Source organism: Pontibacter sp. HSC-14F20, from assembly GCF_019599265.1.
Lineage (GTDB): Bacteria > Bacteroidota > Bacteroidia > Cytophagales > Hymenobacteraceae > Pontibacter.
The window spans coordinates 50,146-64,702 of the sequence record NZ_JAHZTC010000017.1; the positions used below are offsets into that span (position 1 = coordinate 50,146).

Annotated in this window: 14 protein-coding genes; 2 read left to right on the plus strand and 12 right to left on the minus strand. The window is 49.8% G+C overall.

The features are described from left to right. Positions 1 to 126 precede the first annotated feature (126 nt). The 4 genes from K3G39_RS15780 to K3G39_RS15795 are packed head-to-tail and all read right to left on the minus strand — an operon-like array spanning position 127 to position 4,278. Positions 127 to 834, minus strand: coding sequence for an N-formylglutamate amidohydrolase (locus K3G39_RS15780; protein WP_220627143.1), 708 nt, complete (start codon positions 832 to 834; stop codon positions 127 to 129). Then, complete coding sequence (locus tag K3G39_RS15785) at positions 828 to 2,084, minus strand: glutamate-cysteine ligase family protein (protein WP_220627144.1); 1,257 nt, start codon at positions 2,082 to 2,084, stop codon at positions 828 to 830. Before K3G39_RS15785 ends, K3G39_RS15780 begins: the two co-directional genes overlap by 7 nt. Beyond that, positions 2,074 to 3,552 (minus strand): RimK family protein, encoded by a 1,479-nt coding sequence (locus tag K3G39_RS15790; RefSeq protein WP_220627145.1) that lies wholly within the window; start codon positions 3,550 to 3,552, stop codon positions 2,074 to 2,076. Before K3G39_RS15790 ends, K3G39_RS15785 begins: the two co-directional genes overlap by 11 nt. Before the next feature lie 3 nt (positions 3,553 to 3,555). Next, positions 3,556 to 4,278, minus strand: a complete 723-nt coding sequence (locus K3G39_RS15795; RefSeq protein ID WP_220627146.1) for a peptidase-C39 like family protein — start codon at positions 4,276 to 4,278, stop codon at positions 3,556 to 3,558. A 197-nt stretch (positions 4,279 to 4,475) separates the two neighbouring features. On the opposite strand from K3G39_RS15795, the gene K3G39_RS15800 reads away from it, so the two are divergent. After that, complete coding sequence (locus tag K3G39_RS15800) at positions 4,476 to 5,162, plus strand: MCP four helix bundle domain-containing protein (protein WP_220627147.1); 687 nt, start codon at positions 4,476 to 4,478, stop codon at positions 5,160 to 5,162. Positions 5,163 to 5,255: 93 nt separating this feature from the next. Here the strand turns inward: K3G39_RS15800 and argH are convergent, their stop codons facing one another. The 8 genes from argH to K3G39_RS15840 all read right to left on the minus strand — a co-directional run bounded on the left by argH (position 5,256) and on the right by K3G39_RS15840 (position 13,723). Further along, entirely contained in the window at positions 5,256 to 6,587 is a 1,332-nt protein-coding gene (argH, locus tag K3G39_RS15805) for an argininosuccinate lyase (RefSeq protein WP_220627148.1), read from the minus strand. Positions 6,588 to 6,726: 139 nt separating this feature from the next. Further along, complete coding sequence (locus K3G39_RS15810) at positions 6,727 to 7,791, minus strand: M20 family metallo-hydrolase (RefSeq protein WP_220627149.1); 1,065 nt, start codon at positions 7,789 to 7,791, stop codon at positions 6,727 to 6,729. Next, positions 7,784 to 8,599: an acetylglutamate kinase gene (argB, locus tag K3G39_RS15815; protein ID WP_255594411.1), complete on the minus strand. Its 816-nt coding sequence runs from the start codon at positions 8,597 to 8,599 to the stop codon at positions 7,784 to 7,786. The genes K3G39_RS15810 and argB overlap by 8 nt, the downstream gene beginning before the upstream one ends. A 23-nt stretch (positions 8,600 to 8,622) precedes the next feature. Further along, positions 8,623 to 9,573, minus strand: coding sequence for an acetylornithine carbamoyltransferase (locus K3G39_RS15820; RefSeq protein ID WP_220627150.1), 951 nt, complete (start codon positions 9,571 to 9,573; stop codon positions 8,623 to 8,625). Further along, positions 9,573 to 10,721: an aspartate aminotransferase family protein gene (locus K3G39_RS15825; protein ID WP_220627151.1), complete on the minus strand. Its 1,149-nt coding sequence runs from the start codon at positions 10,719 to 10,721 to the stop codon at positions 9,573 to 9,575. Before K3G39_RS15825 ends, K3G39_RS15820 begins: the two co-directional genes overlap by 1 nt. A 128-nt stretch (positions 10,722 to 10,849) precedes the next feature. Next, entirely contained in the window at positions 10,850 to 11,851 is a 1,002-nt protein-coding gene (argC, locus tag K3G39_RS15830; RefSeq protein ID WP_220627152.1) for an N-acetyl-gamma-glutamyl-phosphate reductase, read from the minus strand. Next, the gene (argG, locus tag K3G39_RS15835; protein ID WP_220627153.1) at positions 11,851 to 13,047 is read right to left on the minus strand and encodes an argininosuccinate synthase; all 1,197 of its coding nucleotides are present in this window, start codon (positions 13,045 to 13,047) and stop codon (positions 11,851 to 11,853) included. Before argG ends, argC begins: the two co-directional genes overlap by 1 nt. A 7-nt stretch (positions 13,048 to 13,054) precedes the next feature. Then, positions 13,055 to 13,723, minus strand: coding sequence for a GNAT family N-acetyltransferase (locus K3G39_RS15840; protein ID WP_220627154.1), 669 nt, complete (start codon positions 13,721 to 13,723; stop codon positions 13,055 to 13,057). A 554-nt stretch (positions 13,724 to 14,277) separates the two neighbouring features. Here K3G39_RS15840 and K3G39_RS15845 point away from each other — a divergent pair. Then, positions 14,278 to 14,556: a hypothetical protein gene (locus K3G39_RS15845; RefSeq protein WP_220627155.1), complete on the plus strand. Its 279-nt coding sequence runs from the start codon at positions 14,278 to 14,280 to the stop codon at positions 14,554 to 14,556. Position 14,557 lies beyond the last annotated feature (1 nt).

Consider the following 14,557-nt stretch of genomic DNA (forward strand, 5'->3'; position numbering starts at 1 on the left):
AAGAGTGATCCCTGTAAGGGTATTAGCTAAATAAGAGATAGTGCTAAAGTTATATGCAAATCTCTTCATATATACCATACAGTACTGTATAACAAGATATTTTGTTCTCTAAATAGTATTCCCAGATTATAAAGTGCTGTTTTGGGCTACCAATTCCTGAAGCGTGCCAGCCAGCAAGGTCTGAATTTCCTGCCAGCGGGGATCACCTTGCTGCGGAAATTTCTGGTTTACTTCCAACTCTATGCCCACATATGCATCGGCGGTGAATTTGCGCCGCAGGTAAGTAGGAAAACCATCGGCTATACCTAAGTAAGGGTAATTGAAACGCACCAAGAGCTCATTATCGGCTTTGTTCAGCGCGACTTTCCATTGCCTGCTGAAAGCCTGTTCGTGTTTTCGTTTGGGATCGTAAAGCAAACCAATATCAGCTTTGCGCTCCTCACCATCCCGCACGGGCGTAAAGGTATGTACAGCCACATGCAGCACGCGTCTCCCAGCCGAAACAAAATCCGCAATCAGCTGCTCTACCTGCTCCCGGTAAGGCTTGAAGTGTTTTTCAAGCAGGCGCTCTTTTTCAGCAGGAGGCAGTACCTGGGTAAATTCTGAGAACAGTTTGGCATGATGCAACGACCGGTTCAGCTCTACCAATAAACGACTTGTTTCCGAGTAGAAACCTATATCAGCCACTGGTCTGAGGGTATTATACAGTTCGAGTGCGCCGATGTCGTAGCCCCGGTGTGTTTTCAGTACTTCCTGCTGCCCCTGAAAGAGTGGTGCATAGGCAGAAGGTATGAGGTTTCCTCCGTGTTCGCAGGTCAACAGTAATCTCAGCATGGCTTTTCAGGTATATATACACCGCCCTGCGCCAGGCAACGGGCCAGACTCAGGTATACGCGCCGAATATCCTGCTCGCCAGGTTGCTCGCCCAGTGCCTCCACGATGCGTTTGGAAAGGCAGCCGCGCGACAAGATTACATTCAGTGCATAGGCAACATGGGGCTGCTCTTCCAGATTAAGCGTTTCAGCTACGATGTGCTTCCACAACTCGCCAACCGTGCAATTGTCTTTGCAGTCGAAGCCAAAACAAGCAATAAAATCACGATCAGTGATCACAACTTCCTGCCCGCTGCGCACCACCTGCAGGAAAAGGTCAGACAGCCGGTATTCATCCCAGTTTTTCAGTTTGTCTATACCTACCCAACGCTCACCAACCAGCGCCTGTATGGCAGCCACCACAGCCTGCAGTACGGCCAGGTCAGCCACCGGGCTCTCCTGAATATCAATGAGGCGGATTTCGATGGCGTTGCGGTCGAAGCGGGCAATGGCACCGCGCGAATTCAGGAATTCCTCCTGCAGCACGCCTTGCGGATCGTGAGGTGCCACGGCCTCATACATGCGGTTCAGGATCTGCTCCTGGTAGTCCTTTTTTGTAAACACAGCTTCAGGCACCACCTTGCCGGCAATGGCTGGAATTTTGCTCTGGTTGTGGCGGTATACCTCCAGGCGGGTGTCCAGCAAACCAGAAACTTTACCGTCCAACACAGGGGAAGACGCAGCAAGGGCAGGTATAAGCGGCAGCACCATCCGGATGGCCGAATGCAGTTTGCCAAACTCTTCGTCGTTGCCAAAGGGCAGGTTCAGGTGCGTGCTTTGCAAATTGGCCCAGCCATGCCCGCGACAGTCAAAAATTCTATTGTAGGCTTCGTATACTGCATTGTGCTCGTGCGGCCAGAGTTTGGTTTCCTTAAAAGGGTCCATGACCGGGTGCGCACCTGTCGGCAGCAGCATGGCGTTGTGCTTTTCGAGCAGCTGGTTTATCTTCCGGACATGCTCCTGAAAATCGTTTTCCAGACCGAGCAAGGTATGAGCGGGCGACTGTGTTTTCAGTTCCACTACGTGCAGGACCAATTCATTGGACCAGGCCATTTTCCCGAACTCCACATCCGACACATAGGCACCGACCTGGTCATAGATCAGCTGATCCGTGATGGGCCGTACCTGCAGGGTGTCTCTGTCCACGATCATATACTCCATCTCCACACCATAGCCTTCAAACAGGTGCAGCGTAGCGGGTTTAGTACTCATCTGTTCTAACGTTCTTGTTGTCATCTATGCGTTTCTTAATGGATTTAAGGATAGAAGTATAAAGCTCTTTTTTAAGTATCTCGTCTTCGCAGCCGGCGTCTATGCTGGGGTTATCATTTACCTCAATCACGTAGGCTTTTCCGTCTATCTCCTTAATATCCACTCCATAAAGCCCGTTGCCAATCAGGTTTGCCGCCTTCATAGCTGTGTGCAACACCACGAAAGGCACCTCTTCAAACGGCACCGTTTCGTGGTCGCCCTCGGTATCATTTTTCTTTTTACCGTTCCAGTTATAGATCTGCCAGTGCCCTTTGGCCATAAAGTACTTGCAGGCATATAGCGGCTGCTTGTCCATGATGCCGATACGCCAGTCGAAGTCGGTTGGGGTGAATTCCTGGCCGATAATCAGCTCTGAATCTAGCAGCATCTCGTCCAGTTCCCGCTGCAGTCCTTCGCTGTCTTTGGCTTTCACAACCCCCTGCGAAAAAGAACTGTCCGGCTTCTTTAGCACACAAGGTATACCGAGTTCCTGCTCCACCAGTTCGCGGTTGTCTTTGTGAATGATCATCGTCTTAGGTATAGGCACTTTGGCTTTGGTCAGCAATTCGGCCAGGTATACCTTGTTGGTACAGCGCAGGATGGAAATCGGATCGTCGATCACAACCAGCCCGTCGGCATATGCTTTACGGGCAAATTTGTAGGTATGGTGGTTGACGGAAGTGGTCTCCCGGATAAAAAGTGCATCGAACTCCGGCAGTCTGCGGTAATCGTCTTTGGTGATCATCTCGACATAAAAGCCCATGCTCTCACCAGCCTCTACAAAGTGCTGCAGGGCTTTTTTATTGGAAGGCGGCTCACTTTCGTCCGGATCAACCAGTATGGCCAGGTCATAGATTTTGTTACGCCCGATTTTAGCGCCCGAAAAGCGGTGCCTGGCAAAATAGGCCTTCGCAAAGCGCAACAAGTAGCGCCAGTGGTGCTCGGGTACGTCGTTGATAGGTATAGCCGAGATGCTCTGCAGCACCCATTCATCTTTATATACGAACTGCGCGCGTAAGAGCGGCGCCTGGAACAGGTCATGCAAGTGCTTGCAAAGCTTCTCGTACTTCTGCGCCACATTCTGCCCGAAATAAATACTCAGAGTAAAGGACTTGGAGCGCAGACTGCCCAGCGTTTTCTGGATCAGGTCGTTTAGCTCCACGGTAATGGCTCGCACAATGGTCGGGCTTTTAAGGTCCTGCATGGTGGCCACGCTCGGTATAGGTTTGTGCCCCCGCGCCTCGGCCAGCAACGACACATAGTAACCTGCACTCTGGTATTTGTAAGAACGGCACAGGTTAAAAATCCGGGCATTTTTGATATCCGTGTAGGCGGCATCCGTCAGGTATGTCTGCACATCCACCACTTCCACGTCTTCAATCGCCACATCCCAGTCTTTGGGGTAATCCACTACAACTATTTTTCGCATGGTTTATTCGTCGATGGGTTCAGAGTCTACCGGCTTTATGGCCAGTAGGTTAGCATCAAAAGTAGCCATACCCAACATGATAGAGTTGAGCAGACGCGATGCCTTTACCTCGTAGTAATTGTTCTGAAAAAAAGGGTTCTCCTGGTAGGGATCCGCCACTACAATCTGCTTCTGGTCGTCTGCAAAGCCACACAGCACTACAAAGTGCCCCATGGGGTAGCCGCGCACATCGTCGTAAAGAGAGTTGCCTTCCTCATCGCTGAACTCCCGGGCGCTCTGGTACAGGTACGTGGCGCTTAGCCCGGTGAGCAGCGGAATGCCCTTTTCAAAGTACTCCCGTAGCAGGCCTTTGGTCAGGTCGGTGCAGCGTAACTCCCCGCCCCTTTGCAGAAAATCGATGTAGGCCAGGGTAGCCCGCTTGAATTTATTGCCTTTTTTAAAGGCTAGCTGTTCCTCCAGTTTTACGATAATTTCCTCGTTGCTGAGCTGAAACCAGGTCGGATCGAAAATGTGCAGGTTGTAGGTATAGATACGGGCTTTATAACCTCTTTTAAGCGCATGGCAGGCCAGTAATACCTCCAAAGTACCGCCTTCATCCAGGTATGGTACTTCTTTGATAACCTCACTTAGGGAGATAGGATCTTTGAAATAACGGTATACGGCATGCAGACTGGTAGGTCCGCAAGTGGAATCATCGGGTTGCGTATGGATCTTGATCGGAATCACAGGCAGCTTTTTTGTGTTGCACTAAATAACAGTGTGCCTGTTATACGCGGACGATGAAAGAAGTTATCTGTATTTTAGTTAGAAGAAGTAACAATTTGCCGCAGGTATAGCACCATTTTTGTGTTCAGGAATTGCGGTTTTTATTGGGTAATACAAGCCGAAAACGTATATTGTCTTTAACTTAAATCTTGTTTATTATGAACTGGGCCTATCGGATTACAAAACGTGATAAAGTGGCATTTGCGCTGGGTTCAGTGTTTGCTATCATTATTCTGGCGAACTGGTTTGCCAGCTACAGCATTGGGCGGGTAAGTAATCAGTTCAGCGAAGTGTACCACGACCGGTTAGTGCCTTCCCTGGTTATTTCGGATGTGATGGAACGCTACTATCAGAATCGCCTGACGTTGGAAGATCATATTCTTTCAACCTCAGCGGCAGAGCACGACAGTTTAAACCAGCTTGTGGTGGCAAATACAGAAGCGATTGAAGCACTGGTTCTACAATTCGAGAAAACATACCTGATCGAGCGCGAAAGTGCCGGTCTGGCTACCTATAAGAAAGAGTTTGGAAAGCTCGTAACAGTGCAGGACCGCATCCTGGAATTGAGTAGCAATGGTGAAAAAGCAGAAGCGGAGAACCTATACCGTACAGAGGGGCATCAGGCTTTCCTGCACTTACTGGAGCCGCTGCATGAGCTGATTAAACTGCAGGGGGAAGTGGGACAGGAATTGTACCAGTCAGCTGACAGACAGGTGAAAACATTGAAAATACTCTCATACCTGGTGATTGGCATGTCGGTATTTATAGGTTTGTTGGTGGTCACACTTCTGCAAGCCACCCGAAAACTGAATAACATCAAGCCTCAGAATTATCATCTGAACTAAGGTATAGTAGGGAAATAAAAATCCTGAAGGAATAGCTTGCTTAGTAATACTTTGTCAGGAGCCTTGTACTCTAAAAAGTACAAGGCTCCTGATTTATTTAACCAACTCCTGCAGGGCCGTATCAGCTTTCTCGAAATTGAATCCAGCAATTGCCTGATTCATTAAGGTGGCGATTTCCGGGTTGCACAAATTGCCGATGCTGCCTTCATGGGTATGGGTAACGGTCTCCGGAACAGTGAAGGTGCCTGCTTCAATTTTTTCGCCTATTGCTTTGTAAGCATCCCGAAAAGGCAATCCGGCCAGTACTTCGGCATTAACGGCATCTACGCTGAACGCATACTTATATTTTTCTTCGTCCATGATCTGATCGCGCACCTGCAGTTGCGGCAACATAAAGGTCATCATCTGCAGACAATCTTTCAGTTCAGTTATAGCCGGGAAAAGCGATTCTTTCAGCAGCTGCAACTCGCGGTGGTAGCCAGAAGGTAAGTTGACAAGCAGCATCGAGATTTCGGTAGGAAGTGCCTGCATTTTATTGCATTTACCGCGCATGATCTCAAACACATCCGGGTTCTTCTTGTGCGGCATGATGCTCGAACCCGTAGTCAGGTTATCCGGCAGACTTACGAAGGCAAAATTCTGACTCATGTACAGGCAAAGGTCCATGGACATACGTGCCAGCGTGGCCGCTACCGACGCCATGGCTGTGCTCACCAGCCGTTCGGTTTTACCACGCCCCATCTGCGCATACACCACGTTATAGTTCATGGTGCCAAAGCCGAGCAAATCCGTTGTCAGCTGGCGGTTGAGCGGAAAGGAAGAGCCGTATCCTGCTGCTGAGCCCAGTGGATTTTTGTCCGTAATTTTATAAGCCGCCTGCAGCAGCAATACGTCATCAACCAGACTTTCGGCGTAGGCACCGAACCACAGGCCGAAAGAAGAAGGCATGGCCACCTGCAGGTGGGTATAGCCGGGCAGTAGCTTGTCCTTGTGGCGCTCGCTCTGCTCCTGCATCACATCAAACAAAACTTTTACATCCTGTACCAGTTGCTGCAGTTCGTAGCGCAGGTATAGCTTCAGATCCACCAGCACCTGGTCGTTTCGTGAGCGACCACTGTGAATTTTCTTACCAGCCTCACCCAACTTGCGCGTCAGCTCCAACTCTACCTGGGAGTGGATGTCCTCCACGCCTGACTCAATCTCAAAATTACCGGCCATAATACGATGGTAAATGGCTTTCATCTCCTGCTGTAAAGCGTTCAGATCATCCTTCTCCAGCAAACCCACCTGCTCCAGCATACGTGTGTGCGCCAGAGAGCCCAATACATCGAAAGCAGCCAACTGCATATCAAATTCCGGATCGCGACCCACCGTAAATTGCTCGATTTCCTTTTTAACGTTGGTGTTCTTTTGCCAGAGTTTCATGTTTTGATTTATTGAGTGAATGAGTGATTTTACTTTCTGTCATTTCAAAAACTGGAGAGAAATCTGAATCCAGTTATTACAGCCAGATTGCTCATTGCATCCGAAATGACAGGTAGCGGATTCGATTCCCGCCCTGGTTCTACTTTACTACCCTTTCGAGGATATCAATATAAAGCGCTATACTTTGTTCTATCTCGTGCAGGTAAATAAATTCGTCTGCCATGTGCGAACGGGCCGAGTCACCGGGTCCGAGTTTGAGCGAAGGTATGGAGAGCAGTGCTTGGTCGGATGTGGTCGGAGAGCCATAGGTGTTACGGCCAAGTGCTATACCTGCTTTTACCAGGGGATGCTGTAAAGATATAGAGGATGGCTTGAGTCGCATGGAACGTGGCGAAACTTCTGATTTTACGTTTTGACGGATCACTTCTAATACTTCGTCCATGGAGTAGGCATCGGTCAGGCGCACGTCTACTGTAAAGTGACATTGATCGGGCACTACGTTGTGCTGCGTGCCTGCCTGCACCATGGTCACTGACATCTTCACCGGGCCCAGATGGTCGGAAACTTCCGGGAAACGGAAATTCTGGAACCACATGATATCCGGCAGTGCCTCATAAATCGCATTCAACCCTTCTTCGCGGGCCGCATGCCCGGAACGGCCTTTAGCAACACAATCCAGTACCAGCAAGCCTTTTTCGGCCACGGCTAGTTGCATGAGCGTTGGTTCACCCACAATGGCTGCCTCCAACTCGCCTAGTCCAGGCAGGATCAGTTCCAATCCGTCTTTACCTGAAATTTCTTCCTCTGCCGTAGCCGCAAAAACCAGATTATACTTAAGTCCGGACTGCTCATAAAAGTAGAGGAATGTTGCGAGCAGCGACACCAGGCAACCACCTGCATCATTGCTTCCCAGTCCATAGAGTTTATCGTCTGCTACGGTAGCGGCAAAGGGGTCGCGGGTATAGCCGGTATTGGGCTTTACGGTATCATGGTGCGAGTTGAGCAACAGCGTTGGCAGCAACGGGTCAAAGTGCCTGTTAAACGCCCAAACATTGTTCAGTTTGCGCTCTATCTTCACCCCTTTACGCTCCAGAAAACCAGCCAACAAATCAGCTGTCTTTTTTTCCTGTTTGCTAAAGGAAGGTATAGCGATGAGTTGCTGTAGCAGATCAAGTGCCTCCAGGTATAAGTTTTCCTTATGCATGGCTGAGCGTGATGGTAGTGCCTGAAAATTGACCGGAATCTGCCAGAGAAGGCAACCCCTCCGCTTCCCCGATCAGCACGGCGCTCACGCCCTGCCGAAGTGCCGCAAATGCATTGTCCAGTTTGGGGATCATCCCGTCTTTTACGACTCCGTCTGCTTTCAGGGCGCTATACCTGTGCTGATCAATATGCGGGATAACAGCAGCAGCATCTTCTGCATCAGACAGCACGCCCTTCTTCTCGAAACAATAAACCAGCTGCACCTGATAATATGGTGCCAGTGCGGTCGCTAATACCGAGGCAATGGTGTCGGCGTTGGTGTTGAGCAGGTTGCCATTTCCATCATGGGTGAGCGGAGCAAAAACGGGGGTAAGTCCGGCAGCCAGCAGCGCCCGTATGGCGGTGGCATTAATGGTTTCGGGACCAGCAATATCACCGGCATAGCCATAGTCGACTGTTGTGACCGGGCGTTTGGTGGCAGGTATAGCATTTGCATCAGCGCCAGTCATCCCGATGGCATTGCAACCGAGCGCCTGTAGCTGTGCCACCACATTTTTGTTGATGAGTCCGGCGTATACCATCGTCACAAGGCGCAGTGTTTCAGCGTCAGTCAGGCGGCGACCTTCTACATAAGCTGGCTGTATACCTAACTGCAGACCAATAGTAGAAGCGATTTTGCCGCCGCCATGCACCAGCAGTTTCGGAACAGGCAGATGCGCAAAATCTTTTAAAAACCGCTGCAGGCGTTCCGGGTTGTCTAAAATGTTGCCGCCTATTTTAACGATGTACATGTTATTTAATGAGTGCATGAGTGCGTTAGTGAATGAGCAATTCAATTATTCTCTAACATCCGCTTCAACACGGCCTGCGCAGCATACAGCCGATTATTCGCTTGTTCGATCACCAGTGAGTTTGGCCCGTCCAGCACCTCATGGCTTAGTTCCAGACCGCGGCGAACCGGGAGGCAGTGCATTACTTTGGCGTTGTTGGTCAGGGCCAATTTTTCGTTGGTGATCATCCAACCCTCACCATCTGTCAGCACTTTGCCGTATTGCTCGTAGCTCGACCAGTTCTTTACATACACAAAGTCAGCATTCTGCAAAGCCTCATCCTGGTTGTGCAGTACCTGTGCACCTTTCGTGATCTCCTCTGCCAGGTCGTAACCTTCCGGATTGGTGATAATAAGTTCCACATCCGCCTGCTGCATCCACTCAGCAAATGAATTGGCCACACAATGCGGAATGGGTTTGATATGCGGTGCCCAGCTTAACACAACTTTTGGTCGCTTACCTGCAGCAGCCTGTTCTTTGATCGTGACAAGGTCGGCCAGGCTCTGCAATGGATGACGTGTTGCTGATTCCAGGCTCACCACCGGCACACCTGCCAGCTGAATAAATTTGTTCAGTAGGTCTTCGCTGTAGTCCTCCTCCTTATCCTGTAATTTCGGGAAAGAGCGGATACCGATGATGTCGCAGTACTGGCCCATTACGGCAGCAGCTTCACGGATGTGCTCCACTGTGGTGCCGTCCATGATCACGCCATCGCGGGTTTCCAGCGCCCAGCCTTCTTTGTCGAGGTTCATCACCATCACGTTCATACCCAGGTTCATACCTGCTTTTTGTGTGCTCAGGCGGGTACGCAAGCTCGGATTCATGAAGATCAGGCCAAGGGTTTTATCCTGCCCGAGCGATTTATGCGCGTAAGGGTTGTTTTTTAGTTCGAGTGCTTCGTTCACCAGAGCGGCTACGTCCTGCACATCGTGTACGGAAGTGAATTGCTTCATCAGGCGGTTACTTTTTTGGTAAGAATGGACGAAAATGCTTTCAGAAACTGATCGGCTTCGGTTTTGCTGATGGTCAGGGCAGGTAGCAGACGAAGCGTGTTTTTGTTGGAGGAACTACCCGTAAAGATGGCGTATTGGTTCAGCAGTTCTTTGCGGATGGCTGCGCAGGGTTCATTCAACTCTATACCTATCATGAGGCCCTGTCCGCGCACCTCTTGCACACCCGGCATCCCTTCGAGTTTTTCACGCAGATAATGCCCCATAATAGTCGCATTTTCCAGCAGGTTCTCATGCTCGATCACTTCCAGCACAGCCAGCGAGGCTGCGCAGGCCAGGTAATTACCTCCAAAAGTTGTGCCCAGCATACCATGGCGCGCCTCTATTTTCGGATTGATCAGCACACCACCTACCGGGAAGCCGTTGCCCATCCCTTTGGCAACCGTGATCAGATCTGGCTGGATGCCTGCATGTTGATGAGCAAAGAATTTACCGGAGCGACCATAACCCGACTGCACTTCATCTAAAATAAGCAAAGCACCTACTTTTTTACAGCCTGCTTCCAGTGCTTTCAGGAAATCAACTGTCGGGATGTTTACCCCTCCTACACCTTGTATACCTTCCACAATCACAGCAGCCAACTCTGCTCCGTGCAGTTGCAGCGACTCTTCAAAAGAGGTTGCGTCGTTAAACGGCAGGAAAATTATGTTATCGGTCTGGTTGATTGGTGCCACAATGCTCGGGTCATCAGTAGCAGCGACAGCAGCTGACGTGCGGCCGTGGAATGAGCTTGTAAAGGAAATGATCTTTTTACGACCAGTCTGGAAAGAAGCCAGTTTCAGCGCGTTCTCGTTGGCCTCGGCACCGGAGTTGCACAGGAAAAAGTTATAGTCATCGTAACCACTGAGTTTGCCCAACTTTTCGGCCAGTTCCTGCTGCATCGGCATTTGAACCGCATTGGAGTAGAAACCGATGTCGTATAGCTGGCGCGCGATGCGCTTTACGTAGTGAGGGTGAGAATGACCGATCGAAATAACGGCGTGGCCACCGTAAAGGTCAAGGTATTTGCGGCCTTCCTTGTCCCAAACAGACAGACCGGCGGCTCTTACAGGTTCGATATCGAAGAGCGGATAAACATCAAAGAGGTTCATGGCTATGGAATTAGATGTAGGAGGTTAGAAAATAGATGTAGAACAGTGTTCTTGGGTATTTTAACATGGCTAAATGGCTCTATTGTTAAATTGTTGATTGCTGATGGTTATCTGTTTACTGATAACTGTTAAAACGTCGTTGCTTTTAACTTCAGGCCTGTAGTTTCGTCCAGCCCGAAAACCAGGTTCATGTTCTGTACGGCCTGTCCGGCTGCTCCTTTCAACAGGTTGTCGATCAGGCTGGTTATGATGAGCATATTCCCTTGTTTTTGCAGGTATAGCACGCACTTATTGGTGTTCACCACCTGCTTCAGGTCAGGGTTTTGATCAGTTACCAGTGTGAAAGGATGTCCTTTGTAATAGTCCTTATAAAGAGCTTGCGCCTCTTCCAGCGTCAAATCCGTTTGCAGGTAGGCCGTAATGAAAATGCCGCGGGCAAAAGGTCCCCGGTAAGGTATAAAGTGAATGTCCGGCTGACTATCCGCCTGCAAGCTTTTAAGACTTCGCTTGATCTCGCGCAAGTGCTGGTGCTCCATCACTTTATAAGTCGAGATGTTCTCGGTGCGCCAGCTGAAATGCGAAGTAGCACTCAGACTTTGGCCGGCTCCGGTAGAGCCCGTTATACCACTCACATGTACATCGGCGCTGATCAGTTTTTGCTTGGCCAGCGGCAGCAAAGCCAGCTGTATACCTGTGGCAAAGCAACCCGGATTGGCGATGTGCTGCGCCTGCTGAATCTGCTCACGCTGTAATTCCGGCAAACCATAGACAAAACTTCTTTCCCCAGTCTCAACCACATCACATGTGGTATTTTCATTCCAGCGGAAATCCTGGCTCAGGTCGATGATCTTTGTCGCAGCCGGAACTTCATTTTCAGCCAGAAATTTAGCCGCCTCCCCATGGCCGGCACATAGAAAGAGCACATCCACAGCTATAGCAGCGTCAGCTGAAAACAGCATTTCTGTTTCGCCCAGCAGATCCGGATGCGTGGCGTACACTGGCTTGCTTGCCTGGCTGCGGCTCTGTACGAAAGCCAGCTCTACATTCGGGTGAAGCAGCAGTAAACGCAGCAGCTCACCGCCGGCATATCCTGCTCCGCCTACTATACCTGCTTTTATACTTGTTGCCATTATAGTCCGGTGTTGTTGATCTTGTGGTACATCATGGCCTGGTTGCCGAATATCTTGGAGAAGCCTTTCACATCCTCACCTGACCAGGCATTGTTCATTTCACCGTAGCTGCCAAACTTCGACGACATCAAATCATGCTCCGACTCTATACCTTCCACCTGGAAGCGGTAAGGCGCCAGCAGCACATGTACTTTTCCGGTCACATTCTCCTGCGTTTCCTGCAGGAAGGTCTCGATGTTACGCATGGTCGGGTCGATGAACTGCCCTTCGTGCAGCCAGTTGCCGTACCAGGTTGCCAGTTGGTCTTTCCAGTAAAGCTGCCATTTGGTGAGTACGTGCTTCTCCAGGGTATGATGCGCCTTGATGATTACCATCGGGGCAGCCGCCTCGAATCCTACTCTGCCTTTAATACCAATGATTGTGTCACCCACGTGGATGTCACGGCCAATGGCAAAAGGGCCCGCTATACCTTGCAGCGCCTGAATAGCCTGTACCGGACTATCGTATACCTTCTCATTTATACCTACAAGCTCACCTTTTTCGAAATGCAGTGTTACGCGCTCTGGTTGCTCTTTGGTCAATTGGGTTGGGTAAGCTGATTCTGGTAGTGGCTGGTGCGAGGTCAGTGTTTCTTTGCCACCCACTGAGGTACCCCAGATGCCTTTGTTGATCGAGTATTGCGCTTTTACAAAGTCGTATTCCACGCCGTGCTGCTTCAGGTACTCAATCTCTTCTTCACGCGACAATTTCATGTCACGGATCGGCGTGATAATCTCAATCTCCGGAATCATCACATGGAAGATCATGTCGAAGCGCACCTGGTCGTTGCCGGCGCCGGTGCTGCCGTGGGCCACATAATCGGCGCCCAGGGCTTTGGCATGACGGGCAATGGCCATGGCCTGCGTTACGCGCTCGGCACTAACCGAAAGCGGATAGGTGTTGTTCTTCAGCACATTCCCGAAGATCAGGTACTTGATGCAGCTCTGGTAGTAGTACTCGGTTTCGTCCAGGTTGGTGTGCTGCGTAACGCCCAGGTCATAGGCGCGCTGCTCGGTCTGCTGCAGTTCTTCTTCTGAGAATCCACCGGTGTTCACCAGTACAGAATGCACTTCTAGTCCTTTTTCCTCTTTCAGGAATTTCACGCAGTAAGAGGTATCAAGGCCGCCGCTAAAGGCTAAAACAACTTTCTTCTTCATGTTATTTTTAGATGCTTGTCGGGTTGATGTTTTGGTTTCCGTGGCTTTGCGCAAAGGTGCCATAGCCAACAGGTATAGCCGGTTCTTCGATCGGTGTCAGGATTTGTAGTTGCTCCCTGGCAATCGGCTTTTGCTCGCGTGCCGGATCATAAAGCATGGCGGTGCAGAGGCAGTTGCTGCGCTCCTTCATCACCAGAATGTCGTAGTTGATGCAGCTCTTGCAACCGTTCCAGAAAGCATCGTCGTCAGTCAGTTCAGAGTAGGTAACCGGACGGTAACCCAGGTCAGAATTGATCTTCATTACGGCCAGGCCAGTAGTCAACCCAAATATTTTGGCATCCGGATACTTGTGGCGCGACAGTTCAAAAATCTTGTTCTTGATCAGCTTGGCCAGCCCGCTTTTACGCAGCTCCGGCGATACGATCAGGCCTGAGTTGGCCACATATTTGCCATGGCTCCAGGTTTCAATGTAGCAGAAACCCGCCCAGGCACCGTTCAAGTCCAGGGCAATTACGGCCTTGCCTTCCAGCATTTTTTGGGCTATGTAGTCCGGAGTACGCTTGGCTATACCTGTACCCCTGGCTTTGGCAGATGCCTCCATTTCATCGCAGATCTGCTGCGCGTAGCTGGTGTGTTGCACATCGGCAACGGTAATGATAAAAGGAGATGGATTCATTTTAGAAATTATATACCCGGGCTATACTTGCGCATAACCAGTTGATACAGAATTAAAAATACCAGAAACAATGCTGAGAAAAGGCTAAGCGGTGAAGCATACCTTTGTCAGGCAACATTAAATACAATACAAAGAATTGGGAAGATTGACTACTGCGTAGGTAGTCGGGAAGCACGTCGGCCTAGGGCCTGTAGCGGACCACGGCATTAATAGCCCTCAAAACTATCCTGACAGACAGGATAGAAAAAGTCGCACCCTTCAGAGAAAGGTGATTTACCATCACAGATGATAAAACCGGCTTTTTTTTCATTTCAGATTGTTGGTTCAATTTTTAAAAACAGGTGTTTGCCTGTTTCACAAAGCAAAGATTTGCAATTAATATCGGTATCTACAACAAATGGTTGTAAATTATGATAAAATTTACACCTTACTACAAAATGTTACAACATTTAGTTTGAATCGACTCTTAAATCTTTCAAAAGAAGCTATAAAAGCTTAACCTGGCAGGAAGGAGGCTGATAAAATTATAGTGGCTTTGCGTATCTTGCGGCGCAATGAAGAATTTATCCCTCAGCGTTATCATCGGCCTTCTCTTTTCCGCCATCGGCACGGCTTCCCTGTTCCTGACCCGCGACCCGCTTATGGCTGCCATTTGGCTTAGTTTCGGTAATGGCCTTATACTTTCCAACCTGCGCTTCAGCAGACCTGATACGGCCGGCAATTTGGTGGCTGCCCCTGTTCCTAAAATCAGGTTCTATGTCGGAATTGCCTTAATTGTGATGGCGGTGATTTTACTGGGTGTGCAGGTATACACGGATATGCAGCAGGCCTGAG